At 46.0% G+C, this 24,054-nt stretch carries 2 protein-coding genes; both read right to left on the bottom strand.

Annotation, left to right across the window (positions count from 1 at the left end; all coding sequences use genetic code 11):
- Positions 1-19 precede the first annotated feature (19 nt).
- Positions 20-7,840 (bottom strand): amino acid adenylation domain-containing protein, encoded by a 7,821-nt coding sequence (locus NST33_RS12765; RefSeq protein WP_339308088.1) that lies wholly within the window; start codon positions 7,838-7,840, stop codon positions 20-22.
- 166 nt (positions 7,841-8,006) lie between these two features.
- A complete protein-coding gene (locus NST33_RS12760; RefSeq protein WP_339308085.1) occupies positions 8,007-23,846 on the bottom strand; it encodes an amino acid adenylation domain-containing protein in 15,840 nt (5,279 codons plus the stop codon).
- Between the last annotated feature and the right edge of the window lie 208 nt (positions 23,847-24,054).

Raw genomic sequence — 24,054 nt, 5'->3', positions numbered from 1 at the left:
GGATGAAAATAGACAAATATTAATCCTCAATCAGCTCATATTCGCTTAATAAATCTTCAAGATCCTCTAATGACAAGTCACTAAATCCATAGTCGGTAGATGTCTTCTCCGTATGTTCTTTGCTGATACAGTGATTAATCACTTGTTCAATTGCTTCGATATAATAATGGTTTAAATTAAGAATCATTTCTTCTGAAAACGCAGACTTGGTATAGGTTGTGCTAAGGGCCAGGCTTCCGTTATAGATGGCTACATTCAGCTCAATCGGGTTCATGCGTGCAATGTGCTCGCCCATGCTTTCTCCCGGTTTAAAATGTGAAGCATGAACCCACCCGGAATTTGCGGATGCTCCGATCTCTCCCAAATAGTTAAATAGAATTGGAGCCTTCTTCTCCGCCTGTAACTCCGGCATCTGGGCCACATATTTCAGCGCTCCATAGCTAAAGCCTTTATGCGGTACCTTCCTTAATCCCTCTTTCACCCGTTTGATGGTGGTCGAAAGTTCGTCCTCCGCTTCACCCTCCAACAGAACCGGGTACAGGGTCGTAAACCAGCCCACGGTGCGGCTGAGATCGATACCCTCCAGCACATCCTCCCGGCCATGGCCTTCCAGGTTCACCTTCAGCTTCAGCTCACCCGTCAGCTTACGCACCGCAAGATACAGCGCACTGAGTAACAGATCATTGATCTCCGTCTGATAGGCCCGATTGCTCTCCCGCAGCAACTGTTGGGTGACTTCCGCACTCAGGGTGCTTTGCAGGGTATGGCTGTCCGCAAATCGATCCGGTTCCGCCGCTTCCTCTCGCTCTCCCAGGTTCAGTCCAGCCCCTTCCGCTGCAAGTCTACCCCAGTAGGCTCGCTCCTTGGCGGCATGCGGGCTGTTCGCGTAATCCTGCACGGCTTCTGCGAAACGCTGGTAAGAGTCGGTCTTCTCGCCCACATCCAGCGCTTCTCCCCGCTCCGCTTGCTGATACAGCACTTCCAGGTCTTCCAGTAGAATTCGCCAGGACACCCCGTCCACGACCAGGTGATGAATCGCCAGCAGCAGATGGTCTCCATCTTCGGCTTCAAACCACCCGACCTGCACCAGCTTGCCCTCTTCCAGGTTACATGCCTGCTGCACCCGGGTAGCCGCCTCATAGACCTGACGCTCCGGTTCATTCCAGTCCCGTATATCAAATCGGTGCAAGGTATACATCCGCTCTCCAGTTTGAACCGGACGGTTGAATTGGCGGATACTCCCATCTGGTTGTATCTCATATCTCATGCGCAGCGCATCATGATGCTCCAGCAACCGATCCAGCACTGGTTCCAGCACGTCCGGCTTGAACCCGGTCGCCCGATGCAGCATGAAGGACTGCGTGAAGTGATTTCGTTCCGTCGTGTTGTTCGCAAAAAACCACTGCTGAATCGGGGTCAGCTGCACTTCTCCTTCCACAGGCTCCTGGCTCTGGCGCTCACGTTGATCCCATTTCACATACGGGGAGAGATCCCGAATCTTTGGATAGGCAAACAAATCCCGAACCTCCATCCGCAGTCCCGCTCGGGCCAGACGTGATCCGATCTGGAGTGCCTTGATGGAATCTCCCCCGGAGACAAAGAACTGGTGATTGATGCCCAGCTCCTCCATGTTCAGCACATCACGCCAAACTTCCACCAGTAGGCGCTCCACCTCGCTACGCGGTGCTTCCGTCTCCGGCCCGGCAGGCAGATGGTGGTCCGGCTCTGGCAACGCCTTGCGGTCCAGCTTGCCATGGGACGTCAGCGGCAGCTGATCCAGCTGCACCACATAGGCCGGGATCATATAATCCGGCAGTTCCGCTTCCAGCCAGTCCCGAACAGTAGCAGCTGTCCACACTGCTTCACCTTTGGCTACAACATAGGCGCACAGCGCCCCATTTCCCTGCGGGTCCTGATGAGCCAGAACCGCTGTTTCCCGGATGGCCGGATGTTTCAGCAGTTGTTGCTCGATCTCGCCAAGCTCAATCCGGTATCCACGGATTTTCACCTGTTGATCGGTACGCCCCATAAATTGCAGTTGGCCACCAGGCAGCCAGCGCACCAGATCACCTGTCCGGTACATTTTGCCGCCGGGTTCATGCGGGTTGTCCACAAATTTCTCCGAAGTCATGTCCGGATTATTAAGGTAGCCCCGGGCTACACTGTTGCCGGCAATGTATAACTCTCCTGCTACACCAACTGGACACAGTTGATGATCACTATTCATCACGTACGTCCAGATGTTGGGGAGCGGCTTGCCAATCGGAATATTGCCGTGAACCTGATCTACCCGTTGGTAGGTGGTAGCGACTGTGTTCTCGGTAGGCCCATATGCATTAATCAGTGGGTAGTCAGGAAGAAACGAAAGTTTCAGCTGTTCTCCTCCAGCAATTAGCAAACGCAATGAGGTATTAGGTTGATGGATAAAAACTTCACACACCTTAGGCGGCAACGTGATCAATGTAATGGAGTGTGCATTCAAATATGCATTTAGCCGTGACATATCCAGGCGCAGCTGAGATGGGATGATGTGCAGCTCGGCCCCCACCACCAATGTCGGAAAAATATCGATAATAGACCCATCAAAAGTAATTTGCAAATAATTAGCTGCACGATCTCGCTCCGTGATCTGCTGAGATTCACTGAAGCCATAACATAAATTGGCGAATGATCCATGCTCAATTAATACACCTTTTGGCAATCCGGTTGAGCCTGAGGTATAAATGATGTAGGCCAAATCATGGTCATCATGCTTTATTCGGGACACACCATTCCGTTCCTGGCGGCCGCCCTTCTCCTCAATGCTCTGTAATGGTGAGCAAGAACTGTCAAGCACCAGAGTTTTAATGGAATGACTGTATTTTTTCACTTGGGACAACAAATGCTCTTGAGTTACAACCACGCTGGCACCGCTATCCTCCAGCATGTAGCGAATACGTTCCTCGGGAAAGGCAGGGTCCAAAGGCATATATGCCCCACCCGATTTGAGAATACCGAGTAAACCAACCATCATTTCCAATGAACGATCCATCATAATGCCTACAGGCATTTCTTTATGCAATCCAAGATCCAGCAGAGCTTCCGCAACATCGGTAGCCCGTTCATTCAGTTCGCTATAGGTTAGTTGTTGCCCATCATATACAACAGCTACTTTATCGGGAAAATGAATTGCATGGTCTGCAATCTGTTCCGGAACGGACTTTCGTTGGGCGTAGTCCCGAACATTGTTGTTGAACTGGTACAGCAGCAGCTCCCTTTCCTTTTCCGTCACCATGTTGATCTCACCAATGGTGCGTTGAGTATCTTTTACAATTTCTTTCAAAATTTCGTTATAATGCCCAGCCAGTTTCTCAATGGTCTCTTCTTTGAACAGCCTAGAGGCATACCCGTAAAACATCTCTATACCCTCCGCTGTTTCCAACGCGGTTACGCTCAGATCAAACTTGGCTGTGGGGTGACTGAACGGATAGTATTCAGCCAGCAAATCATTAGCGTCCATTCCCGTTGTCTGTTCAGCCTGAAGAGTAAACAGTGTATCGAATAGCGCACTCCGGCTTGCATCCCTTTTCACTTCAAGTTTGCTTACCAGTTCATCAAACGGATAGTCCTGATGGGCAAAGCCCTCAAGCGTAGTATCCTTAATATGATGAAGCAACTGCTGCAAGGACATATCGGGTTCAGGATAGAAGCGTAATGCCAGCGTATTAACAAACATGCCCACCATATCTTCCAATTCCGGATGCTCTCGTCCTGCCACCGTAGTCCCTATAATGATGTCATCCTGGGAAGTGTACCTGGCAAGAAGTATCGTATATGCGGTTAACAGCAAAACAAACAGCGTTACACCGTTTTCGGCAGCCAGCAAACGCAGTTTTTGTGTCAGTTCGGAATCCACTGCAAATTGAAGCCGGTTTCCTTCATGACTCTGAATCGCAGGTCGGGAGAAATCAAGCGGCAAATTTAACACGGGCAATTCACCTTTAAGCTTGTCTGTCCAGTATTGCTGGTGCTCTTGCCTTTGTTCCTGTTGTTCCGGGGCCAGAGACCATTCAGCATAATCTTTATATTGAAGGGTTAATGGTGCCAATTGTTTATGTTCATAGATTTGCCCTATTTCCTGAATAAGGATATCCATGGACACCGCGTCTGAAATCAAATGATGCATATCAAGACATAAATATTGGCTGGTCTCTGTTCGCCATAATGCAGCTCTGAACAAAGGGGCCTTCTCCAGATCAAAGGGTTGGATAAATGAATGTATGAACGGATCGAAATCCTTTTGCAACCCGCTGCCTACAAGAAGATAGAAGTTCACTTGGGCATGAATATGCTGCACGGGCTCACCATCGATTTCTGTAAAAGAAGTTCTCAGCCCTTCATGTCTATGAATCATTTCAAGCAATGTCTGCTCCATTCGTACCTGTTCAGCTTCTTTGGACAAACGGATAATAAGTGGCATGTTATACATCAAACCCGTTTGCTGCACCCGATCCAGAATGTAAAGTCTTCGCTGTGCTGCGGACAATGGATAATACGGTTTTTCGTTTGCCTTTTGGATTGGGCAAGTGCGCTGTGTCTCCACTGTTAGAAGCCATGCAGCCAGCTGCCTGATTGTAGGCATGTTAAAGATATCCTTGAGTGTAATCCGAAGCTCTAACTTTCTCTGAATGGCTGACATCATGGCAAATGCTCTCAAAGACTGACCACCCAGTTCAAAAAAGCTATGATCTACACCAATCGGCCGAAGTTCCAATATTTCTTCCCAAATGGATGCCAATATACATTCCAGCTCATTGCTTGGGGCCACATACGTCGTATTGGCCATGCTGTCCACATCGGGATGGGGCAAAACGTTAAGGTCCGCTTTACCATTGAGGGTACGCGGAATTTGCTCCAAGCTCATAAACCATGAAGGAATCATGTAAGCTGGCAATCGTTCTCTCGCATGTGTTTTCAGTTCATCAAAGCCATGTCCATGTTCTGGCGAATTCCAGACAATATAAGCGCATAGGCAGAGCTGACCCTGTTGGTCTTTTTGAGTTATAACTACAGCGTCGCTTACATCGGGATGATCTGCCAGATGATGCTCCACTTCCCGAATTTCAACGCGATATCCTCTGATTTTAATCTGTTCATCATTTCTTCCAAGAAACTCGATATTTCCATCCGGAAGCCATCTCCCCATATCCCCGGTGCGGTACATTTTGTTCCCCGATGCAAGCAGATGATCTACAAAACGGGATTGTGTGAGCTCGGCAAGGTTGAGATATCCCTTAGCGACCCCTGCTCCGCCGATATATAATTCCCCTGCTACACCAATCGGAACGGGTTGTTGATGTTCATCAAGTATAAACACCTCATAGTTACCAAGAGGACTGCCTATGGGAATTGACACTCTTCCTTCGTCCTGTGGCATCACACGATAATATGTAGCACATACCGTTGCTTCGGTAGGTCCATATGAATTGTACACCTGAGCCGAACCGACCATATTCCGGACATATTCGTATTTCAGGACATCCCCGCCACTGATAAATTTCATGTTGGCATGTGGACGCAGATGCCAGTTTTTGTCCAACTCGTTTAGAAGGAGCGGGGAACAGCTTAAGACAGTGATGTTCTCTTTTTCAATCTGCATAACCAGGTCATCTACATGCGTTTCGTTTAACTTGTCACTCAGGACAATACGCCCGGATACAGCCAGCAACGGAAATACTTCCTCAGTGAACGCATCGAAAGAAAAGGACACTACCTGAAGAACCGCATCCTCCTCTGTTAGCGGTACTCTGTTCAAAAATGTAGAAATATAGTTCAATACATTTCCATGAGTGGTCATGACCCCTTTAGGTGCACCCGTTGAACCGGAAGTGTAAATCACGTAGGCCAAATCTTCTTGCTCATTAACACCTTCCAGATTGTGTGGTTCCATACGTTCAATTTCCGGGTCGTCCATCTCCAGCTCGGATGTGATGTGGAGTCTGTCTCTCAAAGGACACCCGTTCAAAAGCAACACGGCCTCGCTATCCCTGAGCATGTATAATACTCGGTCATCAGGCAGTTCAGGATCAATCGGCATATATGCAGCCCCCGCTTTAAGAACTGCAAGTATCCCAACAATCATATCCAAGGAACGCTCCACCATAACACCAACGATCGAATCGGGCTTCACCCCTCTCATTCGAAGCAGGCGTGCCAGCTTGTTTACTCGTTCATTAAGTTGCTTATACGACATGGATTTTTCCCCGTGGACTACTGCGATCCGTTCAGGTGTAGATGCAGCGCGTTCTTCAAACCAATCATTTAAGGTACCCTGGTACGAATCCACTCGCTTGCTGTTAAACTCATACAACACCTGATCCTCTTCATGACTGGACAACATGCGAAGCTGACTTACCTTTTGCGTGACGTTCAACGCAATCTCATTCAACACATTCATCAAGTGACTTAAAAAACGTTCCATGCTATTTTTGGCAAACAATCCGGAAGCATATTGCAGATCCAGTTTCATGTGACTTCCGTAATGAATTACGGTGAGACTGAGATCAAATTTGGAGACCGGTAGATCGAATTCACACATTTCCGCTTGAAGCTGACCAAGTTGGAACACATAATCCTCGGCGTGCTGCAAATCAAACATTGTATCAAACAGTGTGTGTCTGCTCCGATCCATAGGTAAGTTCAGTTTTTCAATCAGTTCATCAAAAGGATAATCCTGATTCTCATATGCAGATAAGGTATGCCTTCTCACCTGATTCAAAAACGCGACGAATGTCTGCTCCGGGTCGATGTTATGTCTTGTTGCTATTGTATTGGTGAACAAACCCATTACTGATTTGAGATGTTCATTCGACCTGCCTGCGATCGGGGTACCCACGATAATGTCTTTCTGTCCAGTATATTTAGATAAAAGGACTGCATAGGCTGATAAAAGCAGCATGTACATCGTTACGTCATGCTCATCGGCAAGACGCTGCAATTTTCTCGTTAATTCCTGATCCAATTGGGTAACCATTCGCTGACCGGCATAATTTTGCTCTGGCGGGCGGGCATAATCCAGAGGCATTTGAAGTTGTGGCAGTTCCCCACTCAGCGTATCCAGCCAATATGTCTCCTGCTTCTTCAGATCACCTGAACGTTCTTTGGCTTTCTCCCATGCTACATAGTCCTTGTACTGGATGGAAACAGGTGTCAACGGTTTTCCACTGTATAGTTCAGCCAGTTCATTCAAAAACAGCGCAAATGACATCCCATCGGATACAATATGATGCATATCCATGAGCAGTACATGATGATCTTGATCCAAGCGAACCAGTTCCGCCCGCAGCAGCGGAGCCTGCGTTAGATCAAAAGGTCGAATAAATTGTTTGATCTTGACCAAGATATCTGATTCATTCCGTTCGCTGAAATCAAGCTTAAACCGAATTTGAGGATGAATCTTCTGAGCAGGCTCACCCTGATCATCGACAAATGAAGTTCGAAGCGCTTCATGCCTCTCGATCACACGCCCAATCGCTGCTTCAAGTGAATCCAGTTCAAGATGACCCGTCAGCTTCACCGCCATTGGTATGTTATAAGCAATTCCCTGATCGTCCATTTGATGCAGAATATACATTCTTTTCTGAGCCCTGGACAAGGGGTACATCTCGTTGGTCGACTCTTGGGCCTTTGGAATAGGCGCATTCCATACTTCTTCCTGATGGATCAGAAACTGAATAAGTGCCTGTTTGTGTTCTTTAATCTGTGATTTAAGATCAGCATTGATTTCCTCACGCGGTCCAATCATTTTGATTTTTCCGTCTTGATGGTACAATTTCACGTTCTTCTTCTGTAAATGATTCATAAACTCCGCTATGTTCATAGGAATTCACCATTCCTTTCAGTATGACGCCTAAGACGTGGAATTCCGGGAGAAACTGCACCTCTACACCGCATCTAATGAAGGGGCTATCTGTGATGCAGTCTCTCACGGATCATTGACTCATTTATTGTACATAAAGAACGAACTGCTAAATCTCTTCTTCCACATATTCATTCACATCAGGGCCAGCTGTGCTACCGCCCAATATATGAGAGGCCTGTTGTTTAATCGTTGGATACTCAAAAAATTGACTGATTTTTAATTCCATTTGCAACTTTCGGTTAGTCAACTGAACTGCATGCATCACTTTCAGGGAGTTCCCGCCGCATTCAAAGAAATGGTGGGCGGTGCCTATCGGCTTCACATTCAGCACTTCTTCCCATATGTTTACTAGCTGTTCCTCCACATAATTGGAAGGTGCCTCATACGTTGTCTCTGATTTGACTGCGATCTCAGGGCGAGGCAACGCATGGCGGTCTATTTTCCCGTTTGGCGTAAGTGGGAGCTGCTCCAATACCTTGAAATAGGAAGGAACCATATAGCCTGGCAAACGGGCTTCCATATAGGATTGCATATCCACCCGATTGACTTCTTTCAGGACGGTAAGGTAAGCACACAATGTATCCTGCCCACCCGAATCTTTGACAGCTACAACCGTGGCTTCACGGACATGCTCATGCGAAATCAGTATCTGTTCAATCTCCCCAAGCTCGATCCGATAACCTCTCAGCTTCACCTGATGATCCATTCGCTCCAAAAATTCAATCATTCCGTCAGACTGTCGGCGTACCCGATCACCAGTACGGTACATTCGTCCATGAAGCTGATATGGATTGTTGGCAAATTTGGCTTCAGTCAGCTCTTCATTGTTCAGATAACCGAGACTTAATCCATCACCTGAGAGATAAAGCTCTCCAGGTACTCCATTTGGAACAAACTGTTGATTGTCGTCCAGAATCCATGCAGATGTGTTCGCAATGGGCTTGCCAATCGGAAGACTTCCATCATTGTCACCTATGGCTTGTACAGGGTAACTTGTTGCAAACACTGTACTTTCCGTAGGACCATATACGTGAATCAGTTTATCTGCTCCCATATGAGAAAGAGCTCTTCGGGCATGGGAGACCGAAGCCCGCTCCCCTCCAAACAGGAGTTTTCGAAGTCCAAGCAAACAATGAGGCGCACGATCAACCAGCAGGTTGAACAAAGCAGTCGTCATGAAACAGACCGTAATTCTCTCCTCTGTCAGCACTTTGGACAATTGGTTAATATCCAGCAGTGTCTCCTGTTCAATCATGACCAGCCTCGCGCCGTTTAATAGCGCTCCAAAGATGTCAAATATCGAGCCATCAAAGGCATAATTTGAAAGCTGCAATATCGAATCGGATGCAGAGATCTGAATATAATTTGTATCTTTCACTACCCGAATGGCATTGGCATGGGAGATCATTACACCTTTTGGTTTCCCCGTAGAGCCCGAAGTGTAGATAATATAAGCCAGATCGTCTCCGGCCTTATCCTCGGATGCCAAGGTTGGTGCTGATTCCTTCATGCCTATGCTCTCTAATCGGATGGTGTCTTCAACATTCGCATGTACATTCATGACTTCAGTGACGCCTGTGAAATCCTCCATCCATTGTTCCTCCGTAAGTAGCAAGGCTGCAGCGCTGTCATGCAGCATGTGCACAATTCGTGCTCTTGGCCATTCGGGATCGATCGGTAAATAGGCTGCTCCGGATTTGAGAATTCCAAGAATACTTATAATCATCTCGGAAGAGCGTTGTACCATCAGTCCTACGATGGATGAATTTTGAATGCCTCGCATGCGCAAACGTTCCGACATCTGATTTGATTTCTCCTGCAGCTCCAGGTAGGTGAACTGTTTTTCATGCATGACCAATGCAACTGCATCCGGAGTTCGCTCTGCCTGTTCGTCGAATAGCTGAGATAATGTCTTTTCTTTGGGATATGGTGTCATCGGGCCATGGGATAACAACTCCATCTTATGGCGGGCCTGCTCGCCAATAAGAGCAATTTCGCTTACACGAATATTCTGGTTTGCACTAATTTGCTCCGCCACGTAGAGAACATGATTACCCAGACCATTCATCAGATCTGAATCCAGTACGTTACTGTTATAAGACCATTTAAGTCTGAATGTATCGTCCAGAACAGCAGTCACACTCAAATCATAGTGTGTATGCTCATTGCCATAAACGCGCTCCAGCGTGACTCCTGTCACATGCTCCGCCGCAAGGCTCGCAGCCTGTTCATTACCAAAATTTTGGAATACCAGTACATGGTCAAGCAAATCAGCTTTTAATTCACTTTGATCCTGTATATCTGCCAGGTGAACATAGCCATACTTTTGACCTTCCATCCCTTCCTGTTGAACCCTGCGGAGAACATTGGCAAAAAGCTCATCCGATTCAAGCTTCACCCTCGTAGGAATCGTGTTAATAAACAACCCGACCATATTCCCTATTCCTTCAACATCTGCGTCTCGCCCGGAAATGACTGTGCCGTATACGACATCTTCTGTACCACTGTATCTGCACAAGACCATGCCCCATATTGCCTGAATCAACGCATTAAATGTAACCTGATGGTTCACAGCGAACTGTTTTAGCTGACTTGTGAGTTCACGCGGGAATTGAATTTCCTGCTCCCGCAACGTTGGCGCTGCTGTATCCAGGTTAGCCCCTGTTTTGGGCAAAGAGACTCGTTCATAGTAGCCCTGGAGATACAGTTTCCAATAAGCCAGTGCTTCCTCCTTGTTCTGTTGATCAAGCCAGTCGAGGTAGTCCCCCAGCGGCCTGGTTTCTTCCAGCATTTCAGGCTGCCCAGCCTGCTGACTGGCATAAATCTCAAACATTTCATGAATCAGGATGTCCAGACACCAGCCGTCCAGCAAAATATGATGATGACTGATGACCAGTGTGTACGCATCCACCCCTCTGGAGATCAGACAGAATCTGATTAATAACTCCCGGCTGAGGTCAAACCCTCTTTCCTGATCAGCAGTCATGAACTGCTCCATCCGTTGAAGCTGTTCATCCTGGCTCTTTCCGGTCCAATCCAGCATCAACCATTCAGCCTGCTGCTGGTCAATAATAAGCTGGCGAGGTTGCTGTACAAGTTGATATTCAAATATGGAACGAAGCCCTTCATGGCGCTGTATCACCCGTCCAAAGCTGTATTTCAATATCTCCATATCAACGTTACCCTTTAATTCCACAAATACCTGCTCAAAATAGGCGTGTGATGTTTCTTGCTCCAGCGAATGGTACAGCATGCCGGATTGCATTAAGGTCAACGGATAAATTTTGCTAATCACAAGTGGATCAACCCTATTTTGTATGGCTTCCAACTCCGCTATGGATACAGGATGCTTCCCATAATCGGACGGGGTTCTCTCTGTGCCCTGCTTGTTCCGGCAGTGTTGAACGATTTGATGCAAGTTGTAAATGAACAACCGATTAAGCTGTTCAGCAATGTCACCTTCATATGCTCCATCACTGTAAGTCGTATGAACGGTGAACTTTCCATCCATTACAACTGCATTTATTTCAAAATCATGCGCTCTGATGAGCTGCCCACCCACCGTTTGTCCTACCGGGATATGAGACGAACTGAACAAGTTCCGTTCCAAACTGCTGTCCAGTTCACCCATATAATTGAACAAAATAGATGCTTCCTTTTCATCTGCAAAACCATGCTGATCAGCAGCCATATACTTGAGAATTCCGTATCCGATGCCTTTATTGGGAACGGCTCTCAGTGTTTCCTTGACTGTTTTAATTGCTTTAGGCAATTCCAGCTCTTGACACAGGTCAAATACTACCGGATATACCGATGTAAACCATCCGACCGTTCTGCTGACATCCAGCTCGGTTTCAAGTCCTTGTCGGCCATGCCCCTCCAGCATGATTTTGAATCGGGATTGACCGGTCATTTCGGTTACACTTAGCATAAGTGCAGTCAACAGAATGTCATTAATCTCCGTTTGGTAGGCTCTGTTTGTCTGTTGAAGAAGCCAGCCGGTTTGTTCACGATCAAGCTCAGATACAAGGGTAGCGCTATGACCATGGTCATGGACTGTGTCCGTTGTTTGGCGCTGAGAATCCAGGAATGGCGTATACACACTGGACACGTTTTTCCAGAACGCCTGCTCCTTTTGCAAAAGGTGATGTTTGGAATACGACTTTAATGCAGCAGCAAATTGCTGGTAAGAGACGGTTTTGGGTCCCACATCAAACGGCTTTTGTTCAACCGCTTGCATGTATAACGACTCCAAATCTTCGAGCAAAATTCTCCAGGACACACCATCCATGACCAAATGATGAATAGTGATTAACAGGTGATCGCCTTCATCAAGCCGGAAGAGCCGGAGTTTAACGAGCTGTCCCTCATGAATCCGCATTTTCTTATGCAATAACGATGCCTGCTCTCCAATGAATGCCTCTGCCTCTGGTTGTGCTGCGCCTCTGACATCCACAATATCGAACTCAAACATACCGCTTCTATAGCTCGGGATAGTCTGGATCATTTCTCCAGAAGAGTTATATTCATAAACCATCCTTAACACGTCATGATGCTCCATCAGTTTATCGAAACTAAGCCGAATGGCGTTCTGATCGAACCCATCCTGCCCGAATAACATAAAAGCCTGATTGTAATGGTTGTGATCCGTATCGTTTCTTGCAAAAAAGCGCTGCTGAATGGGCGTTAGGAAAACCTCACCTGTCACCTCAGCATTCCCAGTAGTTGGGGTCTGGGACTGCTTAACATATGGACTAAGCTGCCGGATCGTCGGGTTGGCAAAGAGATCCTTCATCTCTACTTTCAAACCCAGCTTGGACAATCCGGAAATCGTCTGAAGTGCCTTGATGGAATCCCCACCCATAACAAAAAAGTTGTGATGAATCCCAATGGAATCCAGATTCAAGATGTTCTCCCATATCTGAACAAGCTTTTGCTCTTTGTCATTCCTCGGCGATTCATACTTCGAGTCATCCAGTATGCTGTTGCCCGGTTCAGGGAGACGGGAGCGATCCACTTTTCCGCTTACCGTTCTCGGCAAGTGGTCCATTTTGACAAAATGGGCTGGTATCATATATGAAGGAACCTGTAACTCAAGTTTCTCACGCACGTCCATAATGGAGATCCCCGGATCAGTGATCACAATATAAGCACACAGATAATCATTACCACTGTCATCCTGACCTGCATTAACATATGCCTCTTGAATTACCTCCAGGCGGGTTAACTGGTACTCCACTTCCCCCAGTTCAATTCGATAACCACGGATTTTAACCTGATCATCCTGTCTACCAACAAATTCAATGGTTCCATCCGGTAGCCATTTGGCGGTATCGCCTGTACGATACATTTTCCGATCGTTGTCTACAGGTGAGTCCACAAACTTCTCTGCCGTAAGATCCGGTTGATTCAAGTAACCGCGTGCTACACCTTCACCAGAAATACACAGCTCACCGGGTACACCAACCGGCTGAGGACGATTGTAACGATCCATAATCAGAATACTTGTATTCCGGATCGGTCTACCAATCGGAATCGTTCCTGATCGCTCGCCTATCCCATACATGATTCTGTTCCAAGCCGCGTCCACCGTGCATTCCGTCGGTCCATATACGTTTGTAACGTTTGCTCTCATTCCAGGGAGCGTGGTATATACTTCATCGAGAAGATCGAAGGTCAGCACGTCCCCACCAATGATCAGCTCTTGCAGTTCATACTGCTGTTTGCATCCGTTCGAGGCCAGAGTGAGCAATTTCAGATGAGCAGGCGTACCATCGGACACATGAATATGATGATGAGCATAATAATTCAGCAAAAGATCTGCTTCCCAGACTGTGCTCTTAGGCACGATATGCAGTGCATGTCCCAGCAGCAAAGCAGCAAAAATCTGCTTCACCGAGGCATCAAAGATATATGGCGCAATCAATGCAATATTCAAAGGGGTCTCATAGTGCTGATATATCGCTTCCACCAATCCGTCCACCAGATTGTGAACATTGTAATGTTCAACAACGACGCCTTTGGGTTTGCCAGTAGAACCCGAAGTATAAATGACATAAGCCGCATCGCTGGAATGGTTGATCAAGTCCGGTTCACGTACTGGTTCACGTAGCCCTGAACGATCCAATGCATCCAATAAAATAACTGTACCTTCAAACACAAGGTCATCCACCATGGAATGATCTGCTGTACATAATAAACGCGCACCACTGTCAGTCAGCATATAACGCTTACGCTCAGTAGGAAGTTCAGGATCGATCGGCATGTAAGCCGCACCTGATTTGAGCACACCTACAATCGCAACGATCATATTTATGGAGCGCTCAACCATCACAGCTACAATGTGATTTGGTCCTGCTCCTTCCTGACGTAACTCGCAAGCCAGGACATTCGCCCTCTCATTCAACATGCGGTAGGTCAGCTGTTCATTCTCGAAAACTAAAGCGATGTTGTCCGGATTGTGTTCAACCTGCTCCATAAACATCTGGACCAATGTTTTGTCCCGTTCATAGGCCTGTCTCGGCGGGTTGAACCCTGTCAGAACGGTTTTCTCAGGTTGCGTCAGAATATCCAATTGATCCAGTCGTACTTCTGGAGCAGCAGCGACCTGTCTCAATATCTCGACAAAATGTTCAGCAAAGCGCTGAATACGCTCCGCCCGGAACACATCCGTGTTATATTCCAGTTCGAGATTCCAGCTCAGGTTGGTTTTGTTCATTCTGGCCGTCATATCAAATTTGGAACGTTGAATGCCATCTTCAAGCAAACCGGCCTCTACATCGTTCATCTGGAGATCAAGATGATCTGTATTTTGAACAAGCATGACGTCAAACAGTGGATTGCGTGAAGGATCACGCTTCACATCAACCTGTTCCACCAAACGTTCAAATGGATATTCCTGATGCTCATAGGCCTGAAGTGTATTTTCCTTCACCTGTTCCAGATACTGCTGGAAGGTATAATGGCCCAGCGGCGCATTTCTGAGAACTATTGTGTTTACAAACATGCCGACAACACGGTTGAGATCATCATGATTCCGACCTGATACCGGTGTACCAATCAGGATATCTTCCTGTCCGGTATATCTGGAGAGCAGTGTTGTAAATGCCGAGACAAACAGCATATACATGGTGGCTCCCTGATCATTGGCCAGCTGCTCAAGGGAAACCGTCAGTGTTTCATCCAGATGCAAACGAATCTGATCACCATTAAACGTCTTAGTCTTCGGCCGTGGAAAATCCAAAGGCAGGTCAAGAACCGGAACCTCTTCCTTCAATACATCAGCCCAATATTTCTCATGCCGCATCGAGTCACTGTTAGATTGTCGCTCGTGTACCCAGAGTGAATAATCCTTGTACTGTGTAGCGACAGGTGGCAATTTTTTGCCATTGTAGAACTCGGCCAGTTCATGCAATAGAATCCCGATCGAAATTCCATCTGAAATCATATGATGCATGTCAAACAAAAGGACATGTTCATCTGCTTTGGTTTGCACAAGTTCAGCCCGCATCAGCGGAGCTTTTTCTAATGAAAAAGGTTGTACCCACTCGGATAGAACAGGTGGTTCCCCTGCGGTATGGAGGGAACTATACTGAACTTCAAAGTCGACGCTTGGCATAATTCGTTGAGCAGGCTTACCCTGATTCATGACAAATGAAGTTCGAAGCGATTCATGTCTTGCAATCAGGCGGGAGAACGCCTCATTCAATTGTTTTTTATTTATGCTTCCCTTTAATTTCATAGCAAGAGGCATATTATAGGCTGTATCCGTAGGATCCAGATTGCTCAAAATATAAATTCTTTGCTGCGCTGCTGATAAATCATACAAGGACTGCAATGGCGCATGGGGAATAGATGTATATTTGCTTTTTTTATGATCCAGAATGAATTGGGCCATGCCACGGATTGTAGGCGTACGGAAAATCTGTACCAGTGGCATTTCTACCTGCATCTCCTTGTGTAATCTGGAGATTAGTATGGTCGCCAGCAGGGAATGTCCGCCAATATCAAAGAACCGGTCATGGACACCCACATTTCCAATCTTTAGAATGTCCTGCCAAAGAGTGACCAGTGCAATTTCAACCGGATTCCTTGGTGGTTCATACGCGATAGCTGTTCGGTTGTCCGATAGTGTCGGAATCGGCAATGCCTTACGGTTCACTTTACCATTAGCTGTTAAAGGCAAACGATCCATTATGACGAGATGGGCAGGCACCATATACGAAGGCAAACACCGAGTCAATTCTTCTTTAATCTCATCGATGAATCCCACAGGATACCCCTCATGACAAACCACATAGCCGCAAAGAAATGTCGAACCTGCCGGGTCTGTATGCGCGACAACTGTCGCCTCTAACACCCCTGGGTTCTGCAAAAGCAGATGTTCAATCTCTCCAAGCTCAATACGGAATCCCCGTATTTTCACCTGATCGTCCATACGACCCAAATATTCAATATTGCCATTCGAAAGCCAACGAACCCAATCTCCGGTCCGATACATCCGTTGTTCTGGATTAAACGGATGTTGAACAAACTTCTCTGCCGTTAACTGCGGCCTGTTCAAATACCCTTTTGCAAGTCCGGCTCCGCTTATGCACAATTCACCCGGAACCCCTATAGGCGAAAGCTGGTCACTGCCACTCAGAATAAACACGTTGGTATTCGGCAGTGGTCGACCTATAGGAATATTGGAATACATCTGATCTATGGTAAAACTTGTGGTGACGACTGTATTTTCAGTTGGTCCATAATTATTTACAACCTCATAGTTTCGGGATTCAAAATAATTCAGCTTGTCTCCCCCCGTCAGCAATGTTCGAAGGGAACGATTCTCCTGCCGGATAAACTGCTCGCAAATCGCTGTAGGCAGGAACGCAATACTAATCTGATGCTGATGGAAGTAATCATTGATGCGCACCACATCCAGCCTGATTTCATCCTGAATCAGATGTACGGAAGCTCCTGACAACAGGTATGGGAACAATTCCCACACAAAAGCATCAAAGCTCAAGCTTGCATAGCTGGCACTGCGATCAGCATCGGTAATCTGATACCGTTTATGATGCCATGTACACAAATGAACAAGCGATTGGTGTGAAACCATCACTCCCTTGGGCTGACCTGTGGAACCTGATGTGTAAATGACATAAGCCAGATCCCGACTTTGCCCCCGTATTGGTTGCAAGGAAGAGGAGACCAGAAATTCGTCCGTTTGCAAAAGTTCAGTCTGCAAATCAATGAGATGGACAGAGCTTTCTTTTCCCTGAACGACATGTTCAAACCGTTCCTTCGGTGTTAATACCCATTGGGTCTGACTGTCTTCAAGCATGTAATGGATACGATCATTTGGATAGGCTGGGTCAATGGGCAAATATGCTCCGCCTGCTTTTAGAACCGCCAGCATTCCGATCACCGCATCGATTGAACGCTCTGCGAGGACCCCGACGATGTTGTTATCACGCACTCCTTTTTTCCGTAGTAGATCAGCAAGCTGTTCACTTCGTTGGTTCAACTCGCGATAGGTTACATGATTTTCGCCCATCACCAGAGCAACATGATCCGGTGTACGTCTCACTTGCTGTTCAAAGAGCTCATCCACAGTTTGATGCAACGGATACTCCATAGATGGTGAATTAAAGGTATGAATCAACTGATCTCTTTCTCTCGGAGACACACTTTCAATCTCGCTAAGCGGCTGTTCCAGACCGGATATCATGTTGCCTACTAAGGCAATATAGTTTTCACTCATGCGCTGAATGGTTTCCTGACCAAACAAATCGGTGGAGTACTCCACGTTAAGCACGATTTCATTTTCAAACTCAAGGATGTTGAATGTCAGATCAAATTTTGCATTATCCAGATTAAACATGACAGGCGACACCTGCATACCCTCTTTTTCACGAGTAAACAGCGAAGCGTTCTCTAGCGAAAACATCGTGTCAAACAACGGATTACGATTGAACTCACGCTGCGCACCTGTTTTTCGCACCAGTTCATCAAATGCATACTCTGAATGTTCAAAGGCTGCTACGGTTGATTGTTTGATTTGCTCAATAAACTGTCTGACCGTATCCGATTCGTTCATCTGGTTTCGCAATGCAATGGTGTTCACAAATACTCCAAACATATGTTGTAACGGCTCATGCAGACGGCCAGAGGCAGCCGTACCCACAACCAGGTCTTTCTCATGTGTATACCGGTGCAGTAATAGGAAATAGGCACTAAGCATCACCATATACAACGTTGATCCGGTATCCTTGGCAAGCTGCCTGATGTCGCAGGTCAGGCTCTCGCCCAAGTGATTGTAGATGTTGTTTCCTTCATACCTGTTAACTTCAGGTCGTTTGAAGTCGTACGGAAGCTCAGGTGTTGGCGGGGTACTACTATATATATCCAGCCAGTACGCCTCCTGTTTCGCCATCTCATCCGAATGACTGTACTGTTCCTGCCATGCCGTATAATCCTGATAATGCACATCAACGTCTGGCAGAATTGAGCCACTGTAGAGCTCCAGCAATTCGTTCATCAATATGCCTTGAGATGTACCGTCAGCCACAATATGGTGGAAATTTATAATAAACAAATGACGTCCATGGCCAATTCTCACCAGTTTTGCCCTCATTAAAGGAGGCTGGCGGAGATCAAAAGCTTGAGTGGACTGTTTGCACAGGTTGCTTGTCAAACGAACGAGTTCATGGTCATTTGTATCGAGTTCTCCAAGATCATCATATTCAAGTTCAAAGGCTACGTTTGTATGAACCGTCTGAATAAGCTCATCCTCTATCACTTCAAATCCAGTTCTCAGTATTTCATGCCTCTCAATAAACGTTTGAAGCGCTCTCTCAAGCCGTACGAAGTGTACTTCTCCTTCCATAAGCAACGCCATGGGAATGTGATAAGCTCCCCTATTATTTTCAAGCAGCGAGAGGGTGTACATGCTTCTCTGGGCTGCAGAAGCCTTATACCGGTCACGGCGACTTAACTTCTCAATGATCACAGCAGGTTTGACATGTGCTTTGGTAACCAAGTATTGTTCCAAGCTGTATATCGTATCATTTCGGAACATTTCACCAATGGGAACTTCAACATGAAGACGCTTCTTCACTTCAGCCACCATTGCCATAATTTTCAGCGAATCTCCGCCGAGATCAAAACAGCTTACGTTCAGGCCAATCTGCTTCAAGCCAAACACATCACTCCAGATCTGAAGCAGCTGTTCCTGAATGGAATTGACAGGCTCTGTATCCACTACAGCATGTTCACGAACAGTGAGTTGATGCTGCCTTGCCACTTGTTCAAGTGTCGCTTTGTTGACCTTGCCATTGGCAGTAAGCGGAACTTCATCTACATTCAGGAACATGGACGGAACCATGTAATTTGGTAATTTACTTTGCAAAAGGGCTTTCAGTGGCAGTGTGTCCACATCCTGATCTGTAACAACAAAGGCAACAAGGCTCTTGACTCCGTTCTCGTCAGCAACATCAATAACGGCTGACTTTTGCACATCTTCAGCTTGCAAAAGTACGTTCTCAATTTCACCAAGTTCTACCCGATAACCTTTGATTTTGACCTGGCTATCTTTTCTGCCCAGGAACTCCACATAACCTTCGGATCGAAGGACACCAAAATCGCCTGTCTTGTAGATGTACCCGAACTGTGGATGAACAATGAATGACTGTCTTGTTTTTTCCTCGTCATGAAGATAACCGCTTGCTACACCGCTTCCTCCAATGTACAATTCCCCCTCAACATCTACAGGGCATGGTTGAAGTTGTCTGTTCAGCACATGAATTTGTTGATTGGCTAGTGGTCTACCATAAGGGATACTCTTCCATTGCTCAGACACTGCCGTGATTGGGTAATAGATGGACCATATCGATGCTTCAGTGGCTCCTCCCAAACTAACCACCTCAGATTCAGGAAATACGTCTACTATTTTCTGAGGAAGCCGCAGAGATATCCAGTCACCACTAAGCAATACCAGACGAAGGTCGTTGTTCTTCTCTCCCGGTGAATACAGATCAACACACATGTCCATAAGAGCAGGAACCGAATTCCAAATGGTGATTTTTTCTTGTTCCATCACGTTCTTGAGCTGAAACATGTCACGCTGATCATCAATAAGAACCAGGCAAGCCCCGCTGCTGACTGCGCCGAAAATATCATAGACGGATAAGTCAAAACATAATGAAGATATGCCCATCATTCGATCACTGGATGTTACGTTGAATCTTTCATTCATATCCAGGATCGTATTGGCTGCTGCGCCGTGCTTGATCTGCACACCTTTGGGCTTGCCCGTGCTGCCAGAAGTAAAAATAACATAGGCCATATCATCATTCGTCACTCTGCTGTTTATGGATTCCGCAGAGTAGGTTTCTAACGATTCCGTCTCATATAGCTCTGGCATGATGAAAAATTTACAGTTGGCCTTTTCGCGAATATATTGCTTACGCTCCTCCGGATAGTCCGGATCAAGCGGAATATAAGCTGCTCCCGCTTTGAGCACACCGAATATATTCACAATGGTGTCAATGCATCTCTTGCCATACACACCAATATAATCGCCCCGCTGTACTCCGTGATCGATCAAATACCTAGCTATCTGATTCGATCTGCGTTCCAACTCTATGTAACAAATGGAACGTTCATGATGCTGAATCGCCACCCGATCTCCTAATCTGGTCGCTGTTGCAGTTAACAGGTCATGCAAAGGCTTCAGAGTAAACGGTTTGCTCGTATCGTTATACTGTTTGATGAGTTGCCTGCTCGCTTGACTTAACTCAAGCTTGGTAACTTGTGTTGCAGAGATCACTTGGTTCAGAATGTTCAGATACTGCTGGAACATAGATTCAATCACTTCTTGTTCAAACAATTGATCCACAAAGTCCCATGTGATATACAAACCGCCATTGATTTCATAGACCTGATTATCAATATAAACCTGTGAGGTTCTTGTACTGAAATACTTGATCTGGTCAAAGTTAAACAAAGCGTCAAATGAATCTTCCACATTTTCATTTAAGACACTTGTAAATACAATTGGCATGACTGCTCTTTTGTGCATATCATGTTTTTTGCCCAATTGTCTTATAAAATCAACGCCATCATAATGTCTGTGATCCAATGCATCCAGCAATGAATGTTGCACTGACTCTGTAAATGTCCAGAACGAATTCAGAGATTTTTGGGCATCAATATCCAGCAGCATCAGCGTTGTAAAGTCTCCCGCCATCCTCTTCACATCTTCATGAAACGGAATCCGGTTAAATACGGTCAGGTTGACCCCAAATCTCTCCTGGTTTGACCAATGCGCAAGTACATAGGCATAGGCTGAGCATAAAATGGAAGTTGGGGTAACGTTATGCTGCCTTGCCTGCTGTTTAAGCTTGTTCCAATGTTCACCCGTTATAAAGTTCGAGAATTTGCTGAATTGGGGCACGTTTATGTCTGCCGGATTACATTTGAGCGGCAAAGTCGGAGAACCCGGAAAGTCTTCCAGCTTGTCCATCCAGTAGCGCTGATCCTTGAAATAACGTGCAGACTGTTTGAAACGTGCCATTGCCTGAACGTAGTCCCTGAAATTATATTGAAGCTCCGGCAGCTCCTGATCCCCGTTCGCATAGAGCCATTTGAATTCCTTGATGAGCAGTTTCAAGCTGCTGTCATCACAGATAAGCGGGTCCAGATTCAGAAAAAAATAATATTGATTCTCTGACATCCGGTAAGCTTTCATTTCAAATAATGGCCAATCGCTTGGAACAATCACTTTTGTCATCATTCGTTGTCTCTCTGCTTCCATTTGCGAGCTACGATATGCCGTATCCCATTCTGACACGTCTATCACTTCTACCGTGTATAACGGTGGACTTTTCAATATTTGCTGTGTCCCGTTCTCGTACACAACTGTTCGTAATATAGGATGCCTATTGATCAATTTCTGCAAAGTTGCATTAACCAAATCCATATCCGCCTCGGCCTCGAATTCGACCGTAAAATTGGTTGCAGCTCCACCCAGCTCAAATGCAGGGTCACGTCCAATCAAATAAGCCAGCTGAATACCCGTAAGACCAAATGGCTCAAGCATATTGGCAGGATCACCTTGATCCGTAAAGTAAGCCTCCGTGTTATCCTCATCATTATTTTCTTCCAAAAATGTTGCTATATTTTGGATCGTTCCAAGACGGAAAAGCTGGTTTAATGGCAGACTTGCACTTAAATCCTCATTAATCCGTGCAATCACTTCAATGGCATTAAGGGAATGACCGCCCAGATGTGCAAAACTGTCATTTACACTCAATTGCTCGATCTGTAGTACATCCTTCCAAATCATGGACAGGTGTTGTTCCAACTCTGTTGTCGGAGCAACGTATTCCCTGCCTGAATGGATGCTGCTATCCGGCTCAGGTAATTCACTTTTGTTAATCTTGCCATTAGCAGTCAACGGAAGCAGCTCCAGTTTGACATAATAGCTTGGCACCATATACTCCGGTATTCTCTGTTCCAGGAAAAGACGCAGCTCCTCAATCGAGCTTTCTTGGGTCAACACCATATATGCACACAGATAGGCATGGCCTGCATCGTTTGTTCGCATCATGACAAATGCCTCTGCTACCGCATCATGCCGGGACAAATGGGTTTCAATTTCACCCAGCTCGATCCGAAAACCACGAAGCTTCACCTGTTGATCCATTCGATCCAAAAATTCAAGGGTATGCTCAGGCGTCCAGCGAACCAAATCACCCGTGCGGTACATCCGTTCTGATGTAAATAAGGGATGCGGAATGAATTTTTGTTCTGTGAGTTCATCGTTATTCAAATAACCGAGCGCAAGTCCATCACCGGATATGCATAATTCACCGGTTGCTCCAACAGGGACGGGATGATCATGCTCATCCAATACCAGAACGGAGGTATTAGCGACTGGAATGCCAATCGGCACTGTAAGCGCTTCCTTTTCGATTTCATTTACAGGATAATATGTGGCAAAAACCGTGCTTTCCGTAGGTCCATAAACATGAATAAGCTTATCGCTCCCCATATAATCAAGCGCTTTTTTTACATGTGTTAACGAAACTCTTTCCCCGCCAAAGAGCACTTTGCGAACCGATTGGAAGCAGGATATTTCACGTTCCACGATAGCATTAAAAAAAGCAGTTGTGATGAACATAACGGTAATCCCATTTTTTTTAATGGAGCGGGCCAGGCTGGGCATGTGAAGTGCCTCTTCCTTCTGAATAATGACCAATCTTGCTCCGTTCAGTAGGGCTCCAAATATTTCAAACACCGATGCATCAAATGAATAGTTGGACATCTGAAGCATGCGGTCCTGCTCCGTAATGGTGATGTAATTGGTATTACATACAACACGAATGGCTGATCGATGAGAGATCACCACTCCTTTGGGGAGACCCGTTGATCCCGATGTATAAATGATGTAAGCCGGATCTTCTGCCTGATTAATATCCGTCAATGCATCGGATGGAAAGTCACAATAATCCTCAATGGTGGGATGAATAACCTCCAAACCGATACATTCTATGTAATTCTCTTCAGGATGAGATGTCAGCAGCATACATGCCCCACTATCCTTGAGCATATAATTCACTCGTTCCCCAGGTGTTTCGGAATCAATCGGTAAATAAGAAGCCCCTGATTTGAGAACGGCTATTAAAGCAATTATCATTTCAGGGGATCTCTCTAACATAATACCGATTATTTTGTCGCGGTCTGCTCCCTTCTGACGAAGAAGTGCGGCAATCTGGTTTGAATACTGATCTACTTCCTTGTACGTATATTGAATGGTGTCTGAGGCTACCGCAATGGCATCGGGATGCAAGCGGGCCTGTTCTTGAAATAACTGATGGATGGTATGATTGCGGGGATAGTCTGTTCTATTCTCGTTCACTGTCGGATTCTCTCTGATATTGGAATGTCCAGTAATCATAACGATATCCTTCCTTTGCAAGCAGAATACTTTTATTATATTATCCTAAAATTTCCATGTCAATCTATTTACTTATTTGCTTTATTAAGTAAAATGAAAGTAAAATTTGGCGAATATTCTGAGCATAACTCGACAGATTCTAGTATACATGCTACTCTATTTTTGTATAATTTCCTTTATTTTTCAAAAAAAGCCGTGATAAAAGGAG

The organism is Paenibacillus sp. FSL L8-0435 (genome assembly GCF_037965655.1).
Classification (GTDB): domain Bacteria; phylum Bacillota; class Bacilli; order Paenibacillales; family Paenibacillaceae; genus Paenibacillus.
The sequence above is the reverse complement of the archived record's forward strand: the minus strand, read 5'-3'. Positions and strand labels throughout refer to the sequence as shown.

Coding starts and splice junctions, on each gene's coding strand:
- NST33_RS12765 (WP_339308088.1), bottom strand. CDS start 7,840: ATGAATCATTTACAGAAGAAGAACGTGAAATTGTACCATCAAGACGGA.
- NST33_RS12760 (WP_339308085.1), bottom strand. CDS start 23,846: ATGATTACTGGACATTCCAATATCAGAGAGAATCCGACAGTGAACGAG.